Here is a 25,171-nt window from a genome sequence, read left to right as displayed (position 1 = left end):
GAATTTATTCTAATGAAAAGTAGGGATACAATCATGCTTTCCAGACATTTGTCTCATTTAAAGTCCGGTTCGGACAATGGTGAACAGTCAAATAAACAATTACCCAGTAACAGACTGTTAGAACATATTCATGAGTGTGCACTTGTACTGAATCCAGATGGAATTATAAATAATTTTAATGATCAAGGCAAATGCCAATTTAATCCGGAGGTCGGAACTGCTATTTCTGTATACCTGAAAAGTGAACATATGGCATGGCTGAAATCCTGTATGCTCGGTGAATGTCAGGACACCCGGGAGCTTCAATTCTTTAACGGTTCAGCGGTAACAGAATGTTTAGGAGAATGTATACCGGTTCCTGGAGAAGAGAAGTTTATATTAATACTGAAGAACGTAAATGAAGTGCCAGAGGAACTGATTTTTTCAAATGTTTTTAATAAAGCCATTCACGGTCTGTTAATTGTTGATGAAGACGGTTTTATCATTCGCTCAAATGTGTTTGCAAATAAGCTACTACATTTGCAGGATCATAAAAAAGAGAATATTGATCACTTATTAAATGATTATGAGACGAAAAGAAACATACCGGGTTTTATTCAGCAACTTGCTCCACATACTCACCGGAATATGGCCAGTCAGGTCGTAATTATAGATTCCAGAAATTATGAATTTACTAAGATAACCAACGTAGCAGTTGGGTATCATTTATTTATAATCAGAGATATAACGGAAATATTCGAATATATCAAACGTTCAGATCAGCAGGATACGTTGAAAGTTGTCGGTCAGCTTGCTGCTGGAATCGCACATGAAATCAGAAATCCGATGACTTCACTAAAAGGCTTTATCCAGCTGCTGGAATCGGATCTTGGTGACACGCAGAAAATGTATTTCGATGTCATTAATTCAGAGCTGTCCAGGCTGGAATCAACGATTACTGAATTCTTAATGCTGGCAAAACCAAAGAACAGTCTGATGAAAAAGATTGACCTGAGAAAAGTGCTTGAAGAAACGGTAAACATTATGCAGCCGCAGGCACTTTTACATGATATTGAGCTTACTTTTACCGCTTTAGAAGAAGAGCTATTCATATTTGGAGATGCTAACCGATTAAAGCAGGTTTTCATTAATTTAATCAAAAATGCTGTAGAAGCGTCACCTGCAAGAGGAAAGATAGGGGTGTCTATTGAGGAAAAAAACAAAGATATCATTGCTTCTGTAAGTGATAATGGCTGCGGGATTCCGGAAGAAAAGCTGAAAAAATTGAATGAACCTTTTTTTACCACGAAAGAAAATGGCACAGGACTTGGATTGCCGGTAAGCCTGAGAATTATCGAAGAACACAGGGGCTCTGTGGAAGTGATTAGCAGAGAAGGGACCGGGACGCGGTTCAACATTTCACTACCGGTCACAGGAAAATGAGCATTTAAGATATGAAAACAGCCGCATGTGATATACATGCGGCCATTTCATTTGCAGTTTAGTAAAATTCAGCCCTGCGGTCATCAAAGATCGGAATTCTTTTTCGGATTTCTTCTACTTCATTTGCATGAATTTCGCCATAGACGATTTCTTCCTGATCAGATCCTTCAGCAATGATCTTTCCCCATGGGTCGATGATCAGGGAGTGTCCGCCAAATTCATTTGCATGATCACTGCCGACTCGGTTACAGGCAATGACATACACCTGATTTTCAATCGCTCTTGCCTTTAATAGTGTGACCCAGTGATCGATTCTTGGTGATGGCCATTCAGCAGGTACGACAACGGCTTTAGCGCCATTCAGAACGGATTTTCTGATCCATTCAGGGAATCTGATATCGTAGCAGATAAACCCAGCAAAATGGATATCATCAAGTTTAAAAGAAGGATCATCATTTCCTTCCTTTAGGTGAAGGTGTTCATCCATCAGTTTAAATAAATGCAGTTTGCTGTACTCATGAACCAGGGACCCTTTCTGATCAATCACAGGCATCGTATTAAAGATATGACCATTATCAGATTTAGCAACAGAACCTCCAATGATATGAACATTGTGTTTTACAGCCAGGTCTTTTAATAGTGACACTGTCTGGTTGTAATGGTCGTTCATATGCTGCAGGTTCGGTAGGTCATAACCTGTCGTCCAGAGTTCAGGCAGAACTATCACATCTGAAGGTTCCATTTTTTCAATCCAGTTCTTCACTTTTTCAACATTTTCATCAGGAGACCCAAATACCAGGTCCATTTGGAAAATCGCAATTTTCAACTGTTTCACCCACTTTTCAGAATCATCTTTACAATTATACATTTACGTTATAACATTTAGGGCAATAATTTGAAAGAGGGGCATCTTAGTGAAAAAGTTTGAACAATCAGATCGTTTGAATGATTTACCCGAGCAATTCTTTGCAAAGCTTTCATCAAAAGTAATGGAAAAGGTGGCAGCAGGACACGATATTATTAATCTTGGACAAGGGAATCCTGACCTGCCAACACCTGAACATATTGTCAGCAGGCTTCAACAGGCAGCTGAAAATCCGGTCAACCATAAATATTCTCCTTTTAGGGGAATGCAATATGTTAGAGAAGCCGCTGCAGCTTTCTATAAAAGAGAATACGGTGTGGAGCTTGATCCTGATTCAGAGGTCGCGTTACTTTTTGGTGGCAAAGCAGGGCTTGTTGAGTTGCCTCAGTGCTTGTGCAATCCAGGAGATGTGGTGCTTGTACCCGATCCGGGATATCCTGATTACTGGTCCGGTGTTTCACTTGCAGAAGCAGAGATGGTTATGATGCCGCTGCTTGAAGAGAATCAATTCCTTCCGGATTTAACAAATATTTCTGAAGAGGATGCCAAGAGAGCAAAGTTGATGTTTCTGAATTATCCAAATAACCCGACAGGTGCTATCGCAGATCAGGCGTTTTTTGATGAAGTGATTGCGTTTGCTGAAAAATACGATATTTGTGTGGTACATGATTTTGCATATGGCTCAATCGGTTTTGATGGGCAGCGGCCGGTCAGTTACCTTCAGGCGGAGCGATCAAAAGAAAACGGTGTAGAGATTTATACACTTTCAAAAACATTTAACATGGCGGGATGGCGTGTAGGTTTTGCAGTAGGGAACCCTTCTGTGATCAAGGCGCTTAATCTTTTGCAGGATCATCTTCATGTTAGTCTTTTCGGCGCTGTGCAGGAAGCTGCAGAATCAGCCCTAACAGAATCGTATGAATCTGCTTTAGCACTCTCTGACATTTATGAAAGAAGAAGAAATACAATGGTTGAGGCTTTCAATGAAGCAGGCTGGAAGGTCAGTGCACCTAAAGGTTCATTCTTTGCCTGGTTTAAAGTGCCTGATGGGTATACATCTGAAAGCTTCAGTGACATACTTTTAGAAAAAGCAGGCGTAGTGGTTGCACCTGGTATAGGATTTGGAGAGAGCGGGGAAGGATACGTCAGAGTGGGTCTGCTTGCAGATGAAGACAGAATCAAAGAAGCAGCCTCAAGGCTATCAAACCTTCATATATTCTGAACAAGCTTATACATAACCTGACACATATGCTGTAAGAGGGGTGAAGCGATTGGCAAGCGAACAAGTTCAACTAACCATACTTCAGACAAATGATATACATGGTCATGTAAAATCAACCTCCCACTGGGGAACAGATCAGACGCATGGCATGGCAAGGCTGTCCAATGTGATTAAATCCAGGCGTCAGTACGACCCTGATCTCCTGTTATTTGATACTGGAGATATGCTGAAGGGAAGTCCATTAACGTACCATTATGCCAAGTATAATGACCATATGCCGAATCCAATGATCCAGGTGATGAACCACCTTGAATATGATTGTGCTGCGATTGGTGAATACGATTTTGATTACGGCCTTCCCTTTATCAGCCGTGCGATCGGCCGGTCATTTTTCCCCTGGCTTGCAGCAAATGTTGTACATAAAACAACAAAAGAACCCTACTTTGGGTTTCCTTATGCGACAAAGCTTGTAAAAGGAGTAAAGGTTGCGATTCTCGGGCTTTCAGCAACAAGAAAAAATGGAGATGAACCTTTCATTTTTAAAGACATTTTATTTGAAGATGCCTTTGTAGCTGCTAAACGCTGGATACGATTTATCCATGAAACAGAAAGTCCTGATCTGGTGATCGTCAATTATCATGGAGGATTTAACAGCTTGTCATCACGCGGTATTGACCAGGGAGAACAAATTTGTTCTATTGATGGAATTGATATTTTATTAACCGCCAGAGAGCATACAAAAATAAATGAAAGCCGAAACGGTAAATTTGTTATGCAGTCCGGTGCATATGGAGAAGTGCTTGGTGAGATAAATGTGTCACTCTCAAGGTTCGGTTCTTCCTATAAGGTTGAATCCATCCAGGGGAGTTTTCATGAGGCAAGTCAAAGTGAGCCTGATGATGAAATTGACAGACTGATCTATTTTCAGGAGCTTGAAACATTGAACTGGAGTAAAAGAGAAAACGTTTCAAACCATTTTCAGTATATGAATAAAGACGAGCGATTAATAAAAGATTGGCTGAAAGATTTGAGCTTAGAGGATTATATTGACTTTTTTTAGTTTTCATCGCTATACTTTAAAAGATGATACTGACAAAAGGAATGACTGTACATGACAGATGGAGCGGATCATAATCAATCGTTAAAACTGTTTATTGTTTTATCAAGAGCGTATAAAGCAATAAATGAGTCCAGCAGCAAGTTTTTTCAGGAACACGGACTGAATCCCACAGAATTTGGTGTTCTTGAATTACTTTATCACAAAGGAAAACAGCCGCTTCAGAAAATCGGCGGGAAAATTCTGCTTGCAAGCGGCAGTATTACATATGTCGTAGATAAGCTTGAAAAAAAAGGATACATCTCCAGAGTCGCTTCTCCTGAAGACAGAAGAGTAACATATGCTGAAATCACAGAGGCGGGCCATGAATTTATGAGTGAGATTTTTCCGGCACACGAGAAAAATCTTCATGAACTGATGACGGCATTATCTGATGATGAACAAAAACAGGCAATCGAACTGTTAAAAAAGCTTGGGCTTTCAATTAAAGACCTTTCTTATTAATCATTTTTAATGGAATGTGTTCTGAAAACAGTAAGCACCGGATGTTTCCGGTGTTTTTTTATGGGAAAAAGCAGGAAGGCACATGAGTTCAGTCGAAATGAACAAAGGAATACATATGAAAAGGGGAATTTAGATGTTGAAGTTTAGTGACTATGAATACAAAAGACCTGATATGGAGCAAGTAAAGAAAGATTTTAATCAGCTGCTTGAAATATTCCGCAAGGCGGAAACACTGACTGAGCAGGAACAGACAATCATGGAAGTAAATAAGCTTAGGGATGATGTTGCAACTCAGGGCAACCTTGCTTTTATCAGGGCTTCAATTAACACAAAAGATGAATTTTATGAAAAGGAAAGAAACTTCTTTGATGAGGCGGGGCCTGAGTTCGAGGAACTGAGTACGTTATTCTACCGGGAGCTTGTGAAATCTCCTTATAGAAAAGAGCTTGAAGAAAAGTGGGGAAGGCAGTTCTTTGATCTTGCAGATTATTCTATTAAATCCTTCAGCCCGGAAATCATTCCTTTGCTGCAGGAGGAAAACCGTCTGTCATCAGAATACTCCAAATTGGTTGCTTCAGCTGAAATAGCGTTTGAGGGAGATATGCTGACGCTTGCTCAAATTGATCCATATACAGAATCAACAGAGCGTGCAACAAGAGAAAAAGCAGTTAAAGCGAAGTTTGACTTTTTTGCGGAAAACGAGGAGAAGTTCGATACGTTATACGACAGTCTTGTTAAAACAAGGCATCAGATTGCACAAAAGCTCGGGTACAAAAACTTTGTTGATGTAGGCTATTTGAGAATGCTGAGAGTGGACTATGATGCTGAAAAAGTGACTAAATTCCGTGAGCAGGTGCGAGACTTTGTTGTTCCGCTTGCAACAAAACTAAGAGAACGCCAGAAAGAGAGAATTGGAGTTCAGGAGTTAATGTTTTGGGATGAATCGCTGGAGTTTCTTACGGGAAATGCAAATCCTAAAGGAGGTCCGGATTGGATCATAGAAAAAGGAAAGCAGATGTATCAGGAGCTTTCTGAAGAAACAAATGAGTTTTTCACATTTATGAATGAGCGTGAACTGATGGACCTTGAAGCGAAAAAAGGGAAGGAAGCAGGCGGCTATTGTACATTTATTGAAAATTATGAAGCGCCGTTTATCTTCTCTAATTTTAACGGAACATCAGGAGACATAGACGTTTTAACACATGAAGCAGGGCATGCTTTTCAGGTATATATGAGCAGGCATACTGATATTCCGGAATATATCTGGCCGACACATGAAGCGGCAGAAATCCATTCGATGAGTATGGAGTTTTTGACATGGCCATGGATGGAAAACTTCTTTGAAGATCAGACCGAAAAATACAAGTTTGCTCATTTAAGCAGCGGAATTTTATTCCTACCTTATGGCGTAGCAGTTGACGAATTTCAGCATCGTGTCTATGAAAAGCCGGATATGACACCTGCAGAAAGAAAAGCTGTATGGAAAGAACTCGAGGAAACCTATCTTCCACATCGGAAGTACGGTGATCATGACTATCTGAGCCGTGGTGGTGTATGGCAGCGTCAGGGTCATATTTACGAAGCACCATTCTATTATATCGACTACACACTCGCACAGATTTGTGCATTCCAGTTCTGGAAAAAATCAAGAGAGGATTTTGAAGGAGCATGGAAGGATTACGTACATTTATGCAAACTCGGCGGTTCAAAATCATTCACTGAACTCGTAAAAGAAGCAAACCTGAAATCACCATTTGAAGAAGGAAGCCTGGAGTCAGTTGTGAAAGAAATTGAGAACTGGCTTGATGGTGTGGATGATAAGAAGCTTTAATCTAAAAGAGGATGAGTCAGTAAAAATGTCTCATCCTCTTACTCGTTTCGCTGCGCTTCAGGCGGACGCTTTCCGCAGGGCCGGCGATGAGCCTCCTCGACGCTTTGCGTCTGTGGGGTCTCATCTGTCCGGCTTCTCCTGCAGGAGTCGCCGCCTTACGCTACGCTACACTTTAGATTAAATGATAAAATTGTTTAACTTAACAAAATAAATTGTTCGATCCTTTAGATCTTTTTAATCTTAATCTCATCATCAACAAGCACAGCTTTTAAGTGCTTTTCTTCAGGAAAGTCATACATAAAGTCAGTTATCTGATCTTCAATTTTTTCCTGAATGACTCTTCTGAGCGGGCGAGCACCAAATGACGGGTGATAGCCAAGCTCAGCAATTTTTGCTTTTACTTCTTCTGATACTTCAAGCGTCATCTGCTGTTCTTCAATCAGTTCATTCAACTCATCTAACATCAGGTCAACAATCTTGATCAGATGTTCTTTTCCAAGTGAATCAAATTCAATAATGCTATCGAATCGGTTCAGGAATTCAGGCTTGAAAAAGTCGCTGAGTGATTCAAGGATTGATGCTTCATCAGCCGCCTGGGTTGCACCAAAACCGACTGCTTTCTTTCTTGGACCGACGCCTGCGTTACTTGTCATAATGATCACAGTTTCCTTAAAGCTAACCGTACGGCCCTGGCTGTCAGTTAAGCGTCCATCTTCCATAATCTGAAGGAACATATGCATAACGTCAGGGTGAGCTTTTTCGATTTCATCAAGCAGCAGGATTGTATATGGTGAACGGCGTACTTTTTCAGTCAGCTGTCCGGCCTGATCGTGACCGACATATCCAGGTGGTGAACCGATCAGTTTTGAGACACTGTGTTTTTCCATATATTCACTCATGTCAAGACGGATCATATGATCTTTTGAACCGAATAATTCTTCAGCAAGTGTTTTGGACAGTTCTGTTTTACCGACACCCGTTGGCCCTACAAATAGGAATGAACCAGCCGGGCGGTTTTTTGACTTCAGTCCTGCACGGCTTCTGCGTACTGCTTTCGCAACACGTTTGACGGCTTCATTCTGACCGATGACGTGATGACGAAGGTTTACTTCAAGCTCAGCCATTTTCTGATGCTCGTCCTGCTCAAGCTTACCAACAGGGATACCTGTTTTACGTTCAATTAATTTCTGAATCAGCTCAATTTCAACGGCTGGTTTTTCAGATGAAGCAGGTTTCTTTAATGCTTTTTCAAGTTCTTCTTCTTCATCTCTCAGCTTGGCAGCTTTTTCATATTCTTCATGTTTTAGCGCTTCTTCTTTTTCAGCGTAAATGGCTTTTAGGCGCTTCTCGACAGCAGCTTTGTCAGCGTTATCAAGTGTAAGGTTCAATTTGGATCCTGCCTCATCCATCAGGTCGATTGCTTTATCCGGAAGGAAGCGTTCCTGAATATAGCGTTTTGATAATGTGACAGTCGCTTCGATTGCTTCCTGACTGTAGGTTACACCGTGAAATTTTTCATATCGTGGTGCCAGCCCTTTTAAAATCTCAATCGCTTCTGAAATAGATGGTTCTTTCAAATGAATTGGCTGGAAGCGTCGTTCTAATGCTGCATCTTTTTCAATTTTTCTATATTCAGCAAGTGTAGTTGCACCCACAAGCTGCATTTCACCGCGTGCAAGTGCGGGTTTCAGGATATTTCCTGCATCCATCGAACCTTCTGCTGAACCAGCACCGACAATCTGGTGAATCTCATCAATAAACAGGATCACGTTTTTGCGCTCCTGCAGTTCGTTGATCAGCTGCTTCATTCTTTCTTCAAACTGACCTCTGATGCCTGTGTTTGAAACAAGAGAAGCGACATCCAACAGAATGACTTCTTTTTGTTTCAGTTTTTCCGGCACAGTACCTTCAGAAATTTTCAGTGCCAGTCCTTCAGCAGCTGCAGTTTTACCAATGCCCGGTTCACCAATTAATACAGGGTTATTTTTGTTTCTTCTATTCAGTATTTCAATCATCTGTTCAATTTCTGCATCACGGCCAATCACTGGATCAATCAGGCCTGCACCGGCCAGGTTTGTCAGGTTTCTGCCGTACTCTTCCAGCAGACCCTCCTGCCCAGTTTCGGGCTCCTGCTTTACCTGTTCAAAAGGCTGGAATTGATCGTTGCCTTTTTTGTTCATGGCAGCATGCAGCTTTGAGCGCTCTTCTTTATAACAAGCGGAGCACAAATGAAAATCCTGAACCTGATCATTTAATTGAACTCTGAATTGTATATTTGCAGGCTTGCTCTGGCATTTTTGACAAATCATTGTGACTCCTCCTTATGTGTAATTGATCAAAGAGAGTTTGACTAACTTTGACTTTCTGTTTTCAGTATACTTTGACCTTTATTGACTTTCAAGTAATTTGTTTCGGGTGCAAATAAAAAAGCCGGAACAAGAATTGTTCCAGCTTCAGTAACCGTTTCGCTGCGCTTCAGGCGGACGCTTTCCGTGGGGACGGCGGTGAGCCTCCTCGTCGCTGCGCGCCTGCGGGGTCTCACCTGTCCGTCTACTCCCACTGGAGTCGCCGCCTTACGCTCCGCTACACTAAGATTTAAATTAAATATTGTTTGGATGATGAATTGAAGGTTATTTCCGGGTATTTGTTATTCGATTGTCTCTGCCATCTGGATAAATGCATCTTCAAGATCTGAGTCAACTGAAGTGTGGATGGCAATTCTTACATAAATATCATTTTTTTCAAAAAGGTAAGTCTTGTACTGTTCTTCTCCCACAACCGCTTCATATCCTGCAATCACTTCATTTTCAATGTTTTCAGGTGTCCACTCAGCTGAATCTTCTCCCTGGATTGCATCTGCCTGGTCTTTCATCTGTCCTTCAACAACACCTGCTTCAACATCTTCTTTTGGGTAAGTGTGGATTCTCATGAACTGTGAACCGTCTTCATTAAGGAAGACCTGATCAACATTCGGCTCTTCCGGTGTGAAAGTAAAACCTTCAGCTACATAGATACTGTAATTATTTTCTTCACTTTCCTGTAAAAATGCTGTACGTTCTGTTTCTTCGCCATTCAGTGGGAGCGTCATAGGCTGCTCCAGCAGACGAATATCTGACTCTGCTTCTTCAGCCGGATCTTCTTCAGCTGGCGCTTCTGATTCCTCTGTTTCTTCACTTGCGTCCTCAGCAGGCTGTTCTTCTCCGGCATTTTCTTCGGTTTCAGCTTCTTCTTCAGTTGTGTCGTCTTCAGTCACAACTGTTTCTTCATTGTTTTCTTCCACTGGCTGATCGGCTGAGGTACCTTCTTCTGTTTCAGTACCACACGCAGCCATAAAAGCAGCAAGCATCAGTACCAGCATAAGTACCATTAATTTTTTCATTGTGTTTCCTCCATTCTATATGTATGCGGTTATTATAGTAGACGTACAGGCATTGTAAAAGTTTCAAAATCCTCATAAAGTGATATAGACAACTAGTATGTAAGGAGCAGGTGATAGAAAATGACTGCAGAAGAAGCAAATATTCAACTCGAACAATTAAAGAATGGTGAATTAAAAGAGGTCATCGTGGAAAAAGAAGACTTTGATCTTTTCAGAGGTGTACTGACCGGAAGAGAAGACTTTAAACATTTTCGCGGAATAGCGGGTCACTACGGTAGAACAGTCTATCAATATCTTGAAGAACCAAGAAGTTGAGGGGGATTATATGAAAACAGTCGTCGTTACAGGAGCTGCAAGTGGCATCGGACTTTCGATTGCAAAAGCATATATCAATGAGGGTGCTTTTGTCTATATGGTTGATATCAATGAAGAAAAGTTAAAAGAAGAGACCCGGAATTTAGAGAATGCTGTTGCAATAACAGCGGATGTTTCTAACTATGAAGAGATAAAAAAAGTTTTCAATCGTGTGAAAGAGCAATCAGGTGCGCTCAACATTCTTATTAACAATGCCGGGATTTCAAAGTTTAAGTCAATCTGGGAAGTGACAGTGGAAGATTGGGAGACCATCTTACATACGAATCTTTCAAGCGTTTTTTATTGTTCAAGGGAAGCGGCGGGATTAATGGATCAGGGTGGCGCAATTGTAAACCTTTGTTCTACACGCGCACATATGTCTGAGCCTGATACAGAAGGTTATGCCGCTTCTAAAGGTGGGATTTTTGCCCTGACTCACTCACTTGCAGTTACACTTTCTGATAAAGAAATCACTGTAAATGCAATCAGCCCGGGCTGGATCCATACCGGTGATTATGAAGCGTTAAGACAGGTAGACCATGATCAGCACCTTTCCAACAGAGTTGGAAAGCCGGAAGATATTGCACGGGCATGCCTGTTCCTGACTGATGAGGCAAATAATTTTATCAATGGTGAAAATCTGGTCATTGATGGCGGGATGACAAGGAAAATGATTTATGAGCATTAATTCATTAAGTACGGATTTCAGGTGATAGATCCCGAAAGCTTCTTAATTGAAAGATTGCCAAAACAGGTACCATCGAAATGCTTGTCATATTAGCTCTTACAGGTACTGTCGTACTATAAGGTTTATGTAACGGTTAAAATAATGAGTTAAATAAGCCTTACGTCAAGAAGTATTATTTTTATCATATCATTAGAAAAAAAGTGCAAAGAAATAGCGCCAGATGACAAAAGTTCAAAACAGTCGGGTAGTGGTTCAGAAGATTGAACTTTATTCAAAATGAAGAACTTACCGACATCCATACAATAATGCGTTGCGGAAATGAAGCTATAACTGGAGATGAATTAATGGTTTTTGAACAATTTGTTAAGGATTTTGAAAAAAGAATCAAAGGGTTTTAAAAAAAACGGGACACCGGGGATGTCTTATTCGTTGTGCTTACGCTGCTGTCATGCTATTCTTATGATTTAAAGAGGTTGTTAAAACTCAACGCCTGTAATTGAATGATTTTTATTGACGGCAACGTCTGAATTCGATAACTTATTAAGGTGATGTTGTAAATACAAGTGTAGAAAAGGAGAAGATTTATCATGACACAAAAAACTTTTACAGTAACAGCAGAAACTGGAATTCACGCTCGTCCGGCAACAATTCTGGTACAAAATGCAAGTAAATTCGATTCTGATATCCAGCTTGAATATAAAGGAAAGAAAGTAAACCTTAAATCAATCATGGGTGTTATGTCTCTTGGTGTGGGTAAAGACGCTGAAATCACAATTTATGCTGATGGAAGCGATGAAGAGGAAGCGCTGGCAAGTCTTGAAGAAACTCTTAAGAATGAAGGTCTGGCGTAAGAATGTCTTCAGTACTAAAGGGAATTGCTGCGTCAAGCGGGATCGCGATTGCAAAGGCTTACCGTCTAGTAGAGCCTGATCTATCATTTGAACAGACAAAAGTTGAAAATGCAGATCAGGAAGTACAGCGCTTCCAGGAAGCACTACAGACATCCAAAAACGAGCTTGAAGTAATCCGCGACCGTGCCAAGACTGAACTTGGTGAAGATAAAGCGGCAATCTTCGAAGCGCACCTACTGGTTTTAAGTGATCCTGAGCTTGTTTCTCCGATTGAGGATAAGATCAAGAGTGAACAGGTTAATGCTGAAGCAGCACTGAAAGAAACAGCAGATATGTTTGTGATGATGTTTGAACAGATGGATAACGAGTACATGAAAGAACGTGCTGCTGATATCCGTGATGTGACAAAACGCGTACTTTCACATCTTCTTGGTGTAAAAGTACTTAATCCAAGCATGATTTCAGAAGAAGTTGTTGTTATCGCTGACGATTTAACACCTTCTGATACTGCTCAGTTAAACCGTGAATTTGTTAAAGGGTTTACAACAAATATCGGGGGCCGTACATCACATTCAGCAATCATGGCACGCTCAATGGAAATTCCTGCAGTAGTTGGAACGAAAGAAGCGACTGTGACAATTGAAAATGGTGATATGGTGATCGTGGACGGACTGAATGGTGAAGTTCATGTGAACCCGACTGATGAAATCATCAGTAAATACAAGCAGGAAGCCGCAGATTTTGCTGACCAGAAGGCAGAATGGGCAAAGCTTGTGGATGAAAAGACAGTAACGGCTGAAGGGCGTCACGTTGAACTTGCTGCTAATATCGGTACACCTGGAGATCTTGAAGGTGTAACGAACAATGGCGGTGAGGGAATCGGACTGTACCGTACAGAATTCTTATATATGGGAAGAACTGAACTTCCTTCAGAGGATGAGCAGTTTGAATCTTATAAAGCAGTTTTAGAAGGCATGAAGGGTAAACCTGTTGTTGTCCGTACGCTTGACATCGGTGGCGACAAGGAGCTTCCATATCTGAACCTGCCTGAAGAGATGAATCCATTCCTTGGTTTCCGTGCGATCAGACTATGCCTTGAGCAGACTGACCTGTTCCGTACACAGCTGCGTGCACTTCTTCGTGCAAGCTCATATGGAAACCTGAAAGTCATGTTCCCGATGATTTCAAACCTTGAGGAATTCAGATCTGCAAAAGCACTTCTTCATGAAGTGAAGGAAGAGCTGATTTCTGAAGGCGTGGAAGTATCTGACTCAATTGAAGTCGGTATCATGGTTGAAATTCCATCAACTGCTGTAATGGCTGACCAGTTTGCTAAAGAAGTAGATTTCTTCAGCATCGGTACAAATGACCTGATTCAGTACACAATGGCAGCTGACCGAATGAATGAAAGAGTTTCATATCTCTATCAGCCATATAATCCTGCGATTCTTCGTCTGATTAAAATGGTCATTGATGCTTCTCATAAAGAAGGTAAGTGGACAGGTATGTGTGGAGAGATGGCCGGAGATGAAATTGCGATTCCAATCCTTCTTGGACTTGGACTTGATGAATTCTCAATGAGCGCTACATCGATTCTGCCTGCCCGTACTCAGATCAAACAGCTTTCAGATGATAAAATGAAAGCACTGGCTGAGCACGTGTTAACACTTTCAACTAATGATGAAGTCGTTGAAGCTGTAAAAAAAGAAATCAATTTGTAATATAAATGTTACTAAAATCGGGATTAAATGAATGAACAGGGGGAAGTATATTAGTAGTACAAGCATACTTTTTCATTCTGATTTCCCTTTTTTGAACCGGATTCCCCCCATAATCCGGTTCTTTTTTATGCTAAAAACGGATTCTTCCAGGTCATCAAAACTGCGCAATCCGCAGAATCTTCATCCTCGAGATAGTTTTTCATCAGTTTTTCAGGCATTCTCCCGGCTTTCATCAGAAAAGTCACAACCGGATCACTTAATTCACCGTTGATCACCTTCTCATAATACGCTTCAACAGTAAGTTCATTTTTGTATTCTTTGAACCCCGGCATCCTGCTACCTCCTGCAAGCTTTGCAGCCCCAAGGTAAACAACGGTTTCATACATTGCCCGCATTAATTCTTTCCCAAGTCCAAGCCCTCTGTAATCAGGGTCAATACAAATGTCTACGATATAGATGACCTTTCCATCAGGTTCATGGTCTGTGATATAGCCATCCGAGGTAATCTGTTCCCAGGTGTGGGTTTCATTTGCATAATTTGTTCTGAGCGCTGTAATAGAACCAGCGATTTGACCATCAACAGCAATACAAAGTGCACCCTCCGGAAAACGTGTTATATGTGCCGTCAGCTGTTCATCATTCCACAGCAGATCTGACGGGAAAGGGGGAGGGAAGGCTTTCCGCTGTAATTCAATCAAATGCTCAAAATCTTTCTCACGATAATTCCGGATCGTTACATCATATCTTTTGTCACTTTTAAAGACATACAGATGTTTATTCATAGCACTCTCCTTTTTGCCCATCTTATCAACAGATTCAATCATTTGCAATTTTCAAAAAGTGAGTCACAATGAATAGCAGGAGGGATCATGATGAAAATTGGTTTTATTGGTACAGGGGTTATGGGGAAATCAATTGTTTTTCATTTATTAAAAGAACATACAGTACATATTTACACGCGGACAAAGCAGAAAGCGGAGGATTTACTTACAAACGGCGCAGTATGGGAAGAAACGCCCGCTGCACTGGCAACAAATTGTGATGTCATTTTTACAATGGTTGGCTATCCGGAGGATGTTCTTAACGTGTATACAGGTGAAGAAGGGGTTTTTACATCTGCTTCGGAAGGGACAATCTGTATTGATTTAACAACGTCAAAACCTGAACTAGCAAAAGCGCTTTTTGAAAAAGGCGGTTCTAAAGGCATTCATATGATTGATGCTCCGGTGTCAGGTGGTGATACGGGAGCTAAAAACGGAACACTCTCCATTATGGCGGGCGGGGAAGAACGTATTTTTAGAGAGGTGCTGCCTGTCCTGGAGACATTCGGTGCTAATATTGTTTTTCACGGTGAAGCGGGAAGCGGCCAGCACACGAAAATGAGCAATCAGATTGTGATCGGTTCAACAATGACCGGTGTATGTGAAGCGTTGACATATGCTATGAAGTCAGGGCTGGATCCTGAAAAAGTGCTGGCAAGCATTTCGCAGGGTGCGGCAGGAAGCTGGAGCCTGAGTCATCTGGCCCCAAGAATTTTAAATGGAGACTATGAACCGGGATTTTATATTCATCACTTCATTAAAGACCTTAAAATTGCACTGGAAGAGTCAAAAAGAATGGGTCTGTCACTACCTGGTCTTGAACTTGCGTTAAAATCCTACGAGCAGGCAAAAGATATCGGACTTTCGGAAAAAGGGACACAGGCATTATATAAAGTGTACGAGGATCAATTATAAAAAACACCTTTTGCTTTCCTGTCCGTCCGGTTCCGCAGGGATAGCAAAAGGTGTTTTAGCTAATGTGATGATAAATAATGTTTCATTCTATTAAAGGCTTCATGCAGCTGCTCCTCTGAACAGGCATAAGATACCCTGATATAGCCCTCACCTTCAGCACCAAATGCCGTTCCGGGAACAACACCGACTTTCGCATGTTCTGCCAGGCCGAGTGCAAATTGTTCAGCGTTTTTACTACCGGGAATACCTGCAAAAAAATAAAAAGCCCCATCCGGTTTTACAACTTTGAATCCAAGTTCAGTGAGTTTTTCTTCAGTTAACGCTCTTCTTTTTCTATAAGCTTCTTTCATTGGAAGCGCGTCATCCTTACCAGCAGTGTACGCAGCAAGGGCTGCATACTGTGAGATCGAGGAAGCGCATGAGACGTTATACTGATGTACCTTCAGACACTGCTCAGCAATTTCAGAAGGGGCCATTAAAACACCAATTCTCCATCCAGTCATTGAATGCGATTTGGATAGCCCGTTAATAACGATTGTACGCTCTCTCGCAAGTGTTCCAATGGACACATGCGTTTCATCATAAGTGAGCTCACTGTATATTTCATCTGCAATAATATATAGATCATGCTCCCTTGCAAGGTCAGCAATTTCCTTTAATTCAGATCCATTCAGGCTGACGCCGGTTGGATTGGACGGGTATGGCAGGATGATGCACGCAGTCTTTTCAGTTATATGGGATCGGATCATCTCAGCGGTCATTTTAAAATGCTGATCAGTGGTATCAACAAATACTGGTACAGCGCCACACTGCTTAATAACAGGCGTGTAGCCCGGATAGACAGGTGCAGGTAAAATGACTTCCTGTCCCTGCGATAAAATGGTTCGGAGTGCTGTATCAATCGCCTGCGAAGCTCCATTTGTTACGATGATCTCCTTCTCAGCCCCGTAAGTGAGGTCATATTTATCCTTCATATAATGAGAGATCGCAATTCTCAGCTCCATAATACCAGCGTTATGTGTATAGTTTGTATGATTATGGTCAATCGCGTCTTTTGCGGCTTCTTTAATATGGGCGGGTGTAGGGAAATCCGGCTGTCCAATCGTCAGTGAGATCATACCATCAATATGCTGTATCTGATTAAAAAACTTTCTGATGCCAGAGATCTCTATTCCTTTTACTGCTTTATTCATTGGTGTCACTTCCTTTAGAAATACATGTATAAAAGTTATTGTACCGTAAAAATCAGTGAGGGTGAAATTAATGAAAGTGAATTTGATTAAAACTGATGAATTAAGGATAAATAACAATTATGGAGAAGGAGGTGAGTCAGGTGATCAGAATAATTGGAATGACAACCGGGGGAAGCCTGAATCAATTTAAGACGATTAAAGAAGCGAGAAAAGCTGAGCTCCGCTGGATGTGGGTGGACTTTTCACAACCGACTGACCGGGAAGGGAAAGAGCTGTCCAGAACTTTTTCATTTCACCCTCTCGCAATTGAAGATTGTGTGGAAAAAGGCTATCAACGACCGAAATTTGACAGCTATCATCAGTATATCTTTCTGGTCCTGCACCATCTTTCAAAAGATACATATGAGGCAGAAGAGATTGATGTATTTGTAAATGATAAATTAATTGTTACATGGCACTATGAGCAGCTGAAAATGATTGATGAATTATGGGACAGGCAGCTGTCAGGAGAAGGATTACCTGGAGAGCATCATCCAATCGGATTACTTCATTCTATACTGGATATGACAGTCGACGACTATTTTCCATCTGTCTATGGGATAGAAGATGTACTGAACAGGATTGAAGAAAAAACGGATGAAAACTCTTCCCATGATCTGATGGACAGACTCTTTGATGTTAGGCATGATATGCAGAAGCTGAGAAGGTCACTTGTACCAACAAGGGATTTGCTATACAGATTATTAAACGGAACGAATGTTGCATTAACGAGAGATCAGCAGCTGTATTTTTCAGATGTGTATGATCATGTGATTAAGTTAACGGAAATGCTTGAGTCCTACCGGGAATTTTCATCTGATATCAGAGATAATTATATTTCTGTCAGCTCAGATAAAATGAATAATATCATGATGACACTGACTGTCATTACGACGATTTTTATGCCCTTATCATTTTTGGCCGGCCTATATGGCATGAACTTTGTCTATATCCCTGAGCTGGAATTTCAGTACGGTTACTTTGTCTTACTCGGTGTGATGGTATTCATTGCGATTGTGATGTTTATTGTGTTCAGACAAATCGGCTGGCTCCAGTTTTCAAGATCAAAAAAGAAAAAAAGACGCAGAATATTCAAGCGTTAAGCATGCAGCTCATGGTTTTTCATGGGCTGCTTTTTCATGTTTATTGGATTTACAGAAAATTAATTTGAAGAATAAAGGGTTTTGAAATACGGTTATGGAAGTGTACAGGAAAGAAATGGGGGTACATCATATGAATCAGACAGAGCGGATGCCAAGAAGCGGGATGAAACTGTTTTTTATGCTGCCGATTTTATCCTGGGCATTATATGATTTTGCAAACACGATCTTTTCTTCAAATATTAATACTGTATTTTTTCCTTTTTATCTGGATGCGCAAATTGGCGGCAGCGCTGAAATGGAGCAGGTCGCAAGTACATTTATCTCATATGCAAACGCGTTTGCAAGCTTTCTGCTGGTTGTATTTTCACCGCTTTATGGTGTGTGGATCGACCGGACGGGGCAGAAGAAAAAGTATATTGTATGGCTTGCTTCATTATCAATTATCGGCACATTTTTAATGGGGATTTTTGCTGCAACTGATATGGCGGGTGAGTGGTTTAACCTGCCGATTAATTTGTTTTTTGTGGTGATTGCTTTTGTCGCTGCAAAGTTCTTTTTTAACAGCAGTCTGGTTTTCTATGACACAATGCTGAGTGATCTTGGAACAAAAGAAGAAATCCCGCTTATATCAGGCTTTGGCGTAGCTGTCGGCTATTTGGGAACCATTGTCGGACTTTCAGTTTACTTATTTGTTCAGGAAGGGAGTCCTGAGCAGGCATTCATTCCAACGGCTGTCATGTATCTGCTATTTTCACTTCCGTTATTCTTTTTCATGAAAGATACGCCTGCAAAGAAAAGAGAAAAAGAACACTTTCTAACAGGGTATAAAGAGATTTATGCAACGTTTAAAGAAATGAAATCCTACAAAAATACATTCACATTTATGCTTTCATATTTCTTTTTAAATGATGCAATTGCCACAACGATTGCGATTATGGCGATTTATGCCACCGCTGTTGTCGGCTTTACGAGCGGACAGTTTATTATCTTATATCTCGGCTCTACGATTTTTGCTGTAATTGGATCATTCATCTTTGGATATATTACAAAAAAGACCGGTGCTAAGACAGGTGTTATGTTAGTATCAATCATTCTGATCACAGCGTTGACGATTGCAGCTCTGGCAACTGAGCAGTGGATGTTCTGGATCGCAGGTGCGCTCATTGGTATTGCACTTGGTTCGATGTGGGTCACATCAAGAACGCTGATTATTGATCTGACGCCATATGAAAAAAGAGGTCAGTTTTTTGGACTGTTTGCATTTTCAGGTAAGGTATCGTCAATTATCGGTCCTGCCATTTATGGAACGATTACACTTAACCTGAGAGAGTACGGTGAACTTGCAAGTAGAATTGCCCTTTCATCACTCATTGTCATGGCAGTGATCGGAATGATCCTGCTGATCAAAGTAAAACAGCCTGACGCTCAGACTTGACTCTAAGTGTAGTCATTTCTATAATGGAAATTGTGTTTTTTAATAATAATTTTAAAAAAGAGCACCATAATAGAAATGGATTCAGTCGTCAGGAGGAATTGAGATGAAGTTAAGAGCACCTATGCCTGAACTAGATGGCGCGGTTAAATGGTTAAATGATGAAGTAACAAGAGAAGATCTGGTTGGTGAAAAGCCGACACTGGTTCACTTCTGGTCAGTCAGCTGTCACCTTTGTAAAGAAGCTATGCCTGATATTAATGAACTGCGTGACGAATATGAGGAAGACCTGAATGTAGTGGCTGTTCATATGCCACGCTCAGAAGATGACCTTGATATGCAGGTCATTGAGCAGGTAGCACAGGGACATGATATTTCACAGCCGATCTATGTAGATAGTGAGCATAAGCTGACTGAAGCGTTTGAAAACCAGTACGTTCCAGCTTATTATGTGTTTGATAAAGAAGGTCAGCTTCGTCACTTCCAGGCCGGCGGCAGCGGTATGAAAATGCTTCGCAAGCGTCTGAACAGAGTACTTGGTACTGAAGAAAAATAATTATATACTCAATAACATGGTCCTTCTCCCGATATATAGGGAGAAGGATTTTTTTTGACGGACGGCAGAAGGAGAGAAAAAAATGGCAGAAAAAAATGGCATATTACTTGAAAGCGGTACAAATGAACTTGAAATCGTGGAATTTGAAGTGAATGGCAGTAAATACGGAATTAATGTAATAAAGGTGAAGGAAATTATTCAGCCAACACCAGTGATCCCGATTCCTCATTCCCATCAATACATAAAAGGGATCATCCAGCTGAGAGGTGAAGTACTTCCTGTTATTGATATGAGACAGGTGCTTGGCAGTGCACCAATTGAAAAAAACACGCAGGAAAAATACATTGTATCTGAATTTAATCAGCAGAAGGTTGTATTTCATGTAGACAATGTCTCTATGATCCACAGAGTATCATGGGATCAAATTGAGAAACCATCGGATATGTACCAGAGCCAGCATACAAAAGTGATTGGTGTCATTAAAAGAAGCGATGAAATGCTTCTGCTATTAGACTTTGAAAGCATCATACTTGAAATTAATCCTGAGACAGGAATTAATGTTGGCATGGTCAAAAAGCTGGGTCCAAGAGAAAGATCAGAAAAAAAGCTTGTTGTTGCTGAAGATTCTCCGCTGTTAAGACAGCTGCTTTCAGACACGCTTAAGGAAGCAGGATATGATCAGGCGGAATTCTTTGAAAACGGCCGTGATGCTCTATCATATCTGGAGTCATTAACTGCAGACGGTTCAGAAATTAAAGAGCACGTTCAGCTCGTCATCACAGACATCGAAATGCCACAGATGGACGGACATCATCTGACGAGAAGAATTAAAGAAGGACAGCAACTGAAGCATCTTCCCGTTGTCATTTTCTCATCATTAATTACTGATGACTTAAAGCATAAAGGAAATAAAGTAGGTGCTGATGATCAAATCAGTAAACCTGAAATTAATCAGCTAATTCAATCAATCGACCGGTTAATTTTATAATAAAAACCGGAGCAGTTAAATAATTGAGCTGCTCCGGTTTTTTGTGTATACAGTTAAGGGAAGAGATGAGTATCAGCTATTCGCCAAGGCGCTTGAAAACAGGGCGCTGGTAGGACGGCTTTTGAACAGGAGCTGATGTTAATCCTGTATAATTCTGCAATATCGATTTGGCTTCTCTGAGGTTCATTCTGGTTTTAGGGTTTCGGACATTGTCTGAGAGCTTACCGAGATGCGGGAGTTCTTTGAAGTCTTTCTTTTGAGGAGGAATGTGAAACATGTAGTTCGCACATTCTACGAGTAAGTCTGAGCGCTGCTGACTTAACCCTGGATTTCTGGAGTACTGGAGCCCTACTTTTTTCGCTTTTCCTTCTTTCAGCATCTGATCAATTGCTGCTTTTTTGATCTGATACAGAAACTTTGAATCCGGAGCTGTCTTTGCGTGTTTGTTGACAGTAAATATAGCCTGAGCAAGTTTTTCTGAAGAAAGTTCTGAAGGGTCACTCATTTTTTCACTCACCTTTTCTTTGGATTTGGACAAGTATACCTCAGTTGACAGAAAATTTAAAGCTGGAGCGTGATGAAGGTTGAAAAATAAAACAGCTGTTATTGACATTGGTTCAAACACAATCAGATTAGTGCTCTACGAATATGATCCTGAAAAAGGAATGAAAGAAATTGAAAACATTAAAACCGTTGCCAGGTTAAAAATGTATCTTGATGATAATCAGATGCTGACAGAAGAAGGCGCAGGCATCCTTGAAGAAGCGTTGCTCGCATTTAATGAGATTATCGCTTTTCATCAGATAAAAGATATTAGGGCTGCAGCTACTGCAGCGGTCCGGCAGGCTGGTAACAGTGAAGAAATCGTTCAGCGTATGAAAGAAAAAACCGGTATCAGAATTAAAATACTGACTGAAGAAGAGGAAGCTTTTTTCGGTTATCTGGCCGTCATTCACTCTACACCGGTTATGTCTGCTGTGACGATTGATATCGGTGGCGGGAGTACTGAAGTCACTTATTATGAGCATAAGCAGCTGCAGCACTCTCACAGTTTTCCTTTTGGAGCAGTATCCTTAAAGAATGACTTTATGGAGGGTGAAAAACTGACCAAGAGTGAAAGAAAGAAACTAATCAAATTTATCAGAGATTCATTTAACAGCCTGGACTGGCTGGCTGATAAGAAAGTGCCCATTGTCGCAATTGGCGGCAGTGCGCGAAATATCGCACAGGTTCATCAGCAGTCTGTCAATTATCCAATTGCAGGCGTTCATCAATACTGGATGACAGAAGATGACCTGAAGGAGGTCAACGGACAACTTGTTGAAATGACAAAAGATGAGCTTGAAAAGCTGGATGGATTATCAAGTGACCGTACAGACATTATCGCACCAGCCTCACAGGTGTTTTGTGAACTTTATGAAATCGTCAATGCCAAAGGGTTTATGTTCAGCAGAAAAGGGCTTCGTGACGGCATTGTATTTAAAGAACTGATGAAAAAGTATGCTGCTACTCTTGATAAAGAAAAAGTATTTCTATCCAGTATGAATGAACTTGCATTTGATTATGCGATTGAACGCTCAGAGGCGGAATATATGATTTCTTTAGCCACTGAATTGTACTCACACCTAGGTGCGCTTGGAGAGCTGAAGGAAACAGAAATAGGACTTCAGCTGCTTAAAAGGGCAGCATTTCTTTATTATCTTGGTGAATATATTGATTCAGATTCAAGCAGTCAGCATACTTTTTATATCATTGCGAACCGCTCAATTGATGGCGTGTTACATAAAGACCGGATCGCGCTTGCACTTGCAGCTTCTTTTAAAAGTAAGTCGATGTTCAATCAGTTTCTGGAGCCCTTTGACGGATGGTTCACTGATGAAGAACTACATGAGATTCGTCTGATCGGTGCATGTATCAAACTTGCATATAGTCTCAATGGTTCTAAAAGAAACCTTGTCAATCAGATCGAGATGAGAAAGAAAGGTGATGACCTTCTGTTAAGCCTTTACGCAGAAGGGCGTACTTTAGCAGAAGAGTATCAGGCAGGGAAACAGAAAAAGCATCTGGAGAAAACGTTGAAAAAATCCATTGAACTTAACTTTATTCCTGTTACACAGGAAGCATAGGGGAGATCGCAATGACACACGCAGAGAAAAAGTTCAGTAAACCGGAATATTATAATAACCGTGAACTGAGCTGGCTTGGATTTAACCAGCGAGTATTGGAAGAATCATTCGATACGAACAATCCTCTTCTTGAGCGCCTAAGATTTCTTTCGATCTTCAGCTCTAATCTTGATGAATTTTATATGGTTCGTGTTGCGGGATTGAAAGATCAGGTGAAAGCCAATTTTACAAAGCCTGAAAATAAAGCTGGCCTTACACCAAAACAGCAGCTCGGCGCAATTTCTGAACAGACGCATCACCTTGTAAAGCTGCAGTACCAGACACTTTCTTCTCTTGAAAAAGAATTAAAGAAAGAAGATATCTCTTTTAAAATAATTGAGGATCTGTCAGCTAAGCAGTTGAATTTTGTTGAACATTTTTTTAAAGAGCAGGTGTTTCCGGTTTTAACACCTCTTGCGGTGGATGCATACCGTCCATTTCCGATTTTGCTGAACAAGAGTCTGAATATGATTGTTGAGCTGTCGAGCAGACATCAGGAACAAAAAGTGGCAATTGTTCAGGTTCCATCAGTACTGCCGCGGTTTGTCAGACTGCCATCCATTACAGGTCATGAATTTATTTTACTCGAAGAGGTCATCAAACATTACCTTCACCGGCTGTTTGTAGGGTATGAGGTGACATCGAGTCTGCTATTCAGGATTACAAGAAATGCAGATTTAACCATCCATGAAGAGGGAGCGCGGGATCTGCTGCTTGAAATTGAAAAAGAATTGAAAAAGAGAAAATGGGGTGCAGCTGTCCGGCTGGAAATTGAACATGCTGATGCCCCTCAAAGACTTGTATCAATGTTAACTGAAGAACTCGAAATTGAGGACATTGATATTTATCAAATACGCGGACCGCTCGATTTAACTTTTCTGTTTGGGTTTATTAAGACCTGTGCGAAGGATAAAGATCATCTGGTATTTGAATCTTTTATCCCTCAGCCTACGGGCGATCTTCAGCCTGGTGAAAATATTTTTGATAAAGCACTGAAACAGGATTTATTTTTTCATCATCCATATGAATCGTTTACACCAATCATAGATTTTATTGATGAAGCAGCTGAGGATCCGGACGTACTGGCAATCAAACAGACCCTCTACCGGGTGAGCGGGGGTTCTCCTATTATTAATGCATTAAAAAAAGCAGCTGAAAATGGAAAGCAGGTCACGGTATTAGTGGAGCTTAAAGCCAGGTTTGATGAAGAAAATAATGTACAGTGGGCAAAAGAACTTGAAATGGCAGGATGTCACGTTATATATGGCATGACATTTTTAAAAACGCACAGTAAAATCACCCTGGTTGTAAGAAAAAAGAACAATAAGATCGAAAGGTTTGTCCATCTCGGGACTGGAAACTATAATGACCAGACTGCGAAAGTCTACACAGATATGGGCATGATTACAACGAAAAGGAAATTCGGCACAGATGCAACAAACTTTTTTAATTATTTAAGCGGGTACACAGAAAAGCCTTCATATCATCATCTGATTGTTGCACCCTTTACAATTCGTGATTCTTTTATCGAGCTCATAGATAAAGAAATCGCCTTTCATAAAAAACATAAAAACGGGCATATTATCGCTAAAATGAATTCTCTTACAGATAAACCGCTGATTATGAAATTCTATGAAGCCTCTTCAGCAGGAGTGAAAGTTGATTTGATCATCAGAGGAATTTGCTGTTTGAGACCGGGAATAGAAGGGATCAGTGAAAATATTCATGTGAGAAGTATTGTCGGAAGGTTTCTTGAACACAGCAGAATTTATTACTTCTATCATAATGGAGAAGAAAAATGTATGCTGTCTTCAGCAGATATGATGACCCGTAATATGGATAAGAGAGTTGAATTGCTCTTTCCAATCACAGAACAGCTTCATAAAAACAGAATCAAGAAAATTCTGGATCTGCAGCTAGCTGATAATATGAAAGCAAGGGTACAGGATCAGAACGGGATCTACACTTATGTTGACAGAGGTGACAAACCTGAATTTCATGCCCAGAAAATTTGTCTGGCGGAGGCATATAGAATCACTGAGGGTGAAGAGTGATAAGTAAAAAT

At 40.8% G+C, this 25,171-nt stretch carries 22 protein-coding genes; 16 read left to right on the top strand and 6 right to left on the bottom strand.

What is annotated here, in order from left to right:
* The first annotated feature begins 33 nt into the window (after window positions 1-33).
* Window positions 34-1,422 carry an ATP-binding protein gene (locus ACH6CZ_RS04975; protein WP_374096302.1) on the top strand — a complete coding sequence of 463 codons (1,389 nt, stop codon included), beginning with the start codon at window positions 34-36 and terminating at the stop codon, window positions 1,420-1,422.
* 58 nt (window positions 1,423-1,480) lie between these two features.
* Here ACH6CZ_RS04975 and ACH6CZ_RS04970 read toward each other — a convergent pair whose 3' ends face one another.
* Entirely contained in the window at window positions 1,481-2,290 is an 810-nt protein-coding gene (locus ACH6CZ_RS04970; protein WP_374096301.1) for a carbon-nitrogen family hydrolase, read from the bottom strand.
* Window positions 2,291-2,336: 46 nt separating this feature from the next.
* On the opposite strand from ACH6CZ_RS04970, the gene ACH6CZ_RS04965 reads away from it, so the two are divergent.
* The 4 genes from ACH6CZ_RS04965 to ACH6CZ_RS04950 all read left to right on the top strand — a co-directional run bounded on the left by ACH6CZ_RS04965 (window position 2,337) and on the right by ACH6CZ_RS04950 (window position 6,901).
* Window positions 2,337-3,509, top strand: coding sequence for a pyridoxal phosphate-dependent aminotransferase (locus ACH6CZ_RS04965; protein WP_374096300.1), 1,173 nt, complete (start codon window positions 2,337-2,339; stop codon window positions 3,507-3,509).
* Window positions 3,510-3,558: 49 nt separating this feature from the next.
* On the top strand, window positions 3,559-4,569 hold the full coding sequence (locus ACH6CZ_RS04960) for a bifunctional metallophosphatase/5'-nucleotidase (protein WP_374096299.1): 1,011 nt from the start codon (window positions 3,559-3,561) through the stop codon (window positions 4,567-4,569).
* 51 nt (window positions 4,570-4,620) lie between these two features.
* Window positions 4,621-5,070, top strand: a complete 450-nt coding sequence (locus tag ACH6CZ_RS04955) for a MarR family winged helix-turn-helix transcriptional regulator (RefSeq protein ID WP_374096298.1) — start codon at window positions 4,621-4,623, stop codon at window positions 5,068-5,070.
* Between the two features lie 133 nt (window positions 5,071-5,203).
* A complete protein-coding gene (locus ACH6CZ_RS04950; RefSeq protein WP_374096297.1) occupies window positions 5,204-6,901 on the top strand; it encodes a M3 family oligoendopeptidase in 1,698 nt (565 codons plus the stop codon).
* Window positions 6,902-7,125: 224 nt separating this feature from the next.
* Here ACH6CZ_RS04950 and ACH6CZ_RS04945 read toward each other — a convergent pair whose 3' ends face one another.
* Entirely contained in the window at window positions 7,126-9,210 is a 2,085-nt protein-coding gene (locus ACH6CZ_RS04945; RefSeq protein WP_374096296.1) for an ATP-dependent Clp protease ATP-binding subunit, read from the bottom strand.
* A gap of 338 nt (window positions 9,211-9,548) precedes the next feature.
* Window positions 9,549-10,280 carry a hypothetical protein gene (locus ACH6CZ_RS04940; protein ID WP_374096295.1) on the bottom strand — a complete coding sequence of 244 codons (732 nt, stop codon included), beginning with the start codon at window positions 10,278-10,280 and terminating at the stop codon, window positions 9,549-9,551.
* 120 nt (window positions 10,281-10,400) lie between these two features.
* Between ACH6CZ_RS04940 and ACH6CZ_RS04935 the strand changes: the two genes are divergently transcribed.
* The 4 genes from ACH6CZ_RS04935 to ptsP all read left to right on the top strand — a co-directional run bounded on the left by ACH6CZ_RS04935 (window position 10,401) and on the right by ptsP (window position 13,894).
* Window positions 10,401-10,595: a hypothetical protein gene (locus tag ACH6CZ_RS04935; protein ID WP_374096294.1), complete on the top strand. Its 195-nt coding sequence runs from the start codon at window positions 10,401-10,403 to the stop codon at window positions 10,593-10,595.
* Window positions 10,596-10,605: 10 nt separating this feature from the next.
* Complete coding sequence (locus ACH6CZ_RS04930) at window positions 10,606-11,322, top strand: SDR family NAD(P)-dependent oxidoreductase (protein ID WP_374096293.1); 717 nt, start codon at window positions 10,606-10,608, stop codon at window positions 11,320-11,322.
* A gap of 587 nt (window positions 11,323-11,909) precedes the next feature.
* On the top strand, window positions 11,910-12,173 hold the full coding sequence (locus ACH6CZ_RS04925) for a phosphocarrier protein HPr (RefSeq protein ID WP_039808554.1): 264 nt from the start codon (window positions 11,910-11,912) through the stop codon (window positions 12,171-12,173).
* A 2-nt stretch (window positions 12,174-12,175) separates the two neighbouring features.
* Window positions 12,176-13,894, top strand: coding sequence for a phosphoenolpyruvate--protein phosphotransferase (gene ptsP, locus ACH6CZ_RS04920; protein WP_374096292.1), 1,719 nt, complete (start codon window positions 12,176-12,178; stop codon window positions 13,892-13,894).
* 125 nt (window positions 13,895-14,019) lie between these two features.
* On the opposite strand, the gene ACH6CZ_RS04915 is transcribed toward ptsP, so the two are convergent.
* Window positions 14,020-14,676 (bottom strand): GNAT family N-acetyltransferase, encoded by a 657-nt coding sequence (locus ACH6CZ_RS04915; RefSeq protein ID WP_374096291.1) that lies wholly within the window; start codon window positions 14,674-14,676, stop codon window positions 14,020-14,022.
* 90 nt (window positions 14,677-14,766) lie between these two features.
* On the opposite strand from ACH6CZ_RS04915, the gene ACH6CZ_RS04910 reads away from it, so the two are divergent.
* Window positions 14,767-15,630: an NAD(P)-dependent oxidoreductase gene (locus ACH6CZ_RS04910; protein ID WP_374096290.1), complete on the top strand. Its 864-nt coding sequence runs from the start codon at window positions 14,767-14,769 to the stop codon at window positions 15,628-15,630.
* Window positions 15,631-15,689: 59 nt separating this feature from the next.
* Here ACH6CZ_RS04910 and ACH6CZ_RS04905 read toward each other — a convergent pair whose 3' ends face one another.
* Window positions 15,690-16,823, bottom strand: coding sequence for an aminotransferase class I/II-fold pyridoxal phosphate-dependent enzyme (locus tag ACH6CZ_RS04905; protein ID WP_374096289.1), 1,134 nt, complete (start codon window positions 16,821-16,823; stop codon window positions 15,690-15,692).
* A gap of 140 nt (window positions 16,824-16,963) precedes the next feature.
* On the opposite strand from ACH6CZ_RS04905, the gene corA reads away from it, so the two are divergent.
* The 4 genes from corA (at window position 16,964) to ACH6CZ_RS04885 (ending at window position 20,941) form a co-directional block, all read left to right on the top strand.
* Window positions 16,964-17,965 (top strand): magnesium/cobalt transporter CorA, encoded by a 1,002-nt coding sequence (gene corA, locus ACH6CZ_RS04900; RefSeq protein WP_374096288.1) that lies wholly within the window; start codon window positions 16,964-16,966, stop codon window positions 17,963-17,965.
* A gap of 130 nt (window positions 17,966-18,095) precedes the next feature.
* Window positions 18,096-19,400, top strand: a complete 1,305-nt coding sequence (locus tag ACH6CZ_RS04895) for an MFS transporter (RefSeq protein WP_374096287.1) — start codon at window positions 18,096-18,098, stop codon at window positions 19,398-19,400.
* Between the two features lie 103 nt (window positions 19,401-19,503).
* Window positions 19,504-19,953, top strand: a complete 450-nt coding sequence (locus ACH6CZ_RS04890) for a TlpA family protein disulfide reductase (protein ID WP_374096286.1) — start codon at window positions 19,504-19,506, stop codon at window positions 19,951-19,953.
* Window positions 19,954-20,035: 82 nt separating this feature from the next.
* On the top strand, window positions 20,036-20,941 hold the full coding sequence (locus ACH6CZ_RS04885) for a chemotaxis protein (protein ID WP_374096285.1): 906 nt from the start codon (window positions 20,036-20,038) through the stop codon (window positions 20,939-20,941).
* A 76-nt stretch (window positions 20,942-21,017) separates the two neighbouring features.
* Here the strand turns inward: ACH6CZ_RS04885 and ACH6CZ_RS04880 are convergent, their stop codons facing one another.
* Window positions 21,018-21,446, bottom strand: coding sequence for a YkyB family protein (locus tag ACH6CZ_RS04880; RefSeq protein ID WP_374096284.1), 429 nt, complete (start codon window positions 21,444-21,446; stop codon window positions 21,018-21,020).
* Window positions 21,447-21,525: 79 nt separating this feature from the next.
* Here ACH6CZ_RS04880 and ACH6CZ_RS04875 point away from each other — a divergent pair, with 79 nt between their 5' ends.
* Together ACH6CZ_RS04875 and ACH6CZ_RS04870 are read left to right on the top strand one after the other, a co-directional pair.
* Window positions 21,526-23,067 (top strand): Ppx/GppA phosphatase family protein, encoded by a 1,542-nt coding sequence (locus ACH6CZ_RS04875; RefSeq protein ID WP_374096283.1) that lies wholly within the window; start codon window positions 21,526-21,528, stop codon window positions 23,065-23,067.
* Window positions 23,068-23,078: 11 nt separating this feature from the next.
* Complete coding sequence (locus ACH6CZ_RS04870) at window positions 23,079-25,160, top strand: RNA degradosome polyphosphate kinase (RefSeq protein ID WP_374096282.1); 2,082 nt, start codon at window positions 23,079-23,081, stop codon at window positions 25,158-25,160.
* Window positions 25,161-25,171: the final 11 nt, after the last annotated feature.

It is taken from the genome of Jeotgalibacillus sp. JSM ZJ347, assembly GCF_044383825.1.
Lineage (GTDB): Bacteria > Bacillota > Bacilli > Bacillales > Jeotgalibacillaceae > Jeotgalibacillus.
Note: the sequence above shows the minus strand (reverse complement) of the source record. Positions and strands in the feature narration are given on the sequence as shown.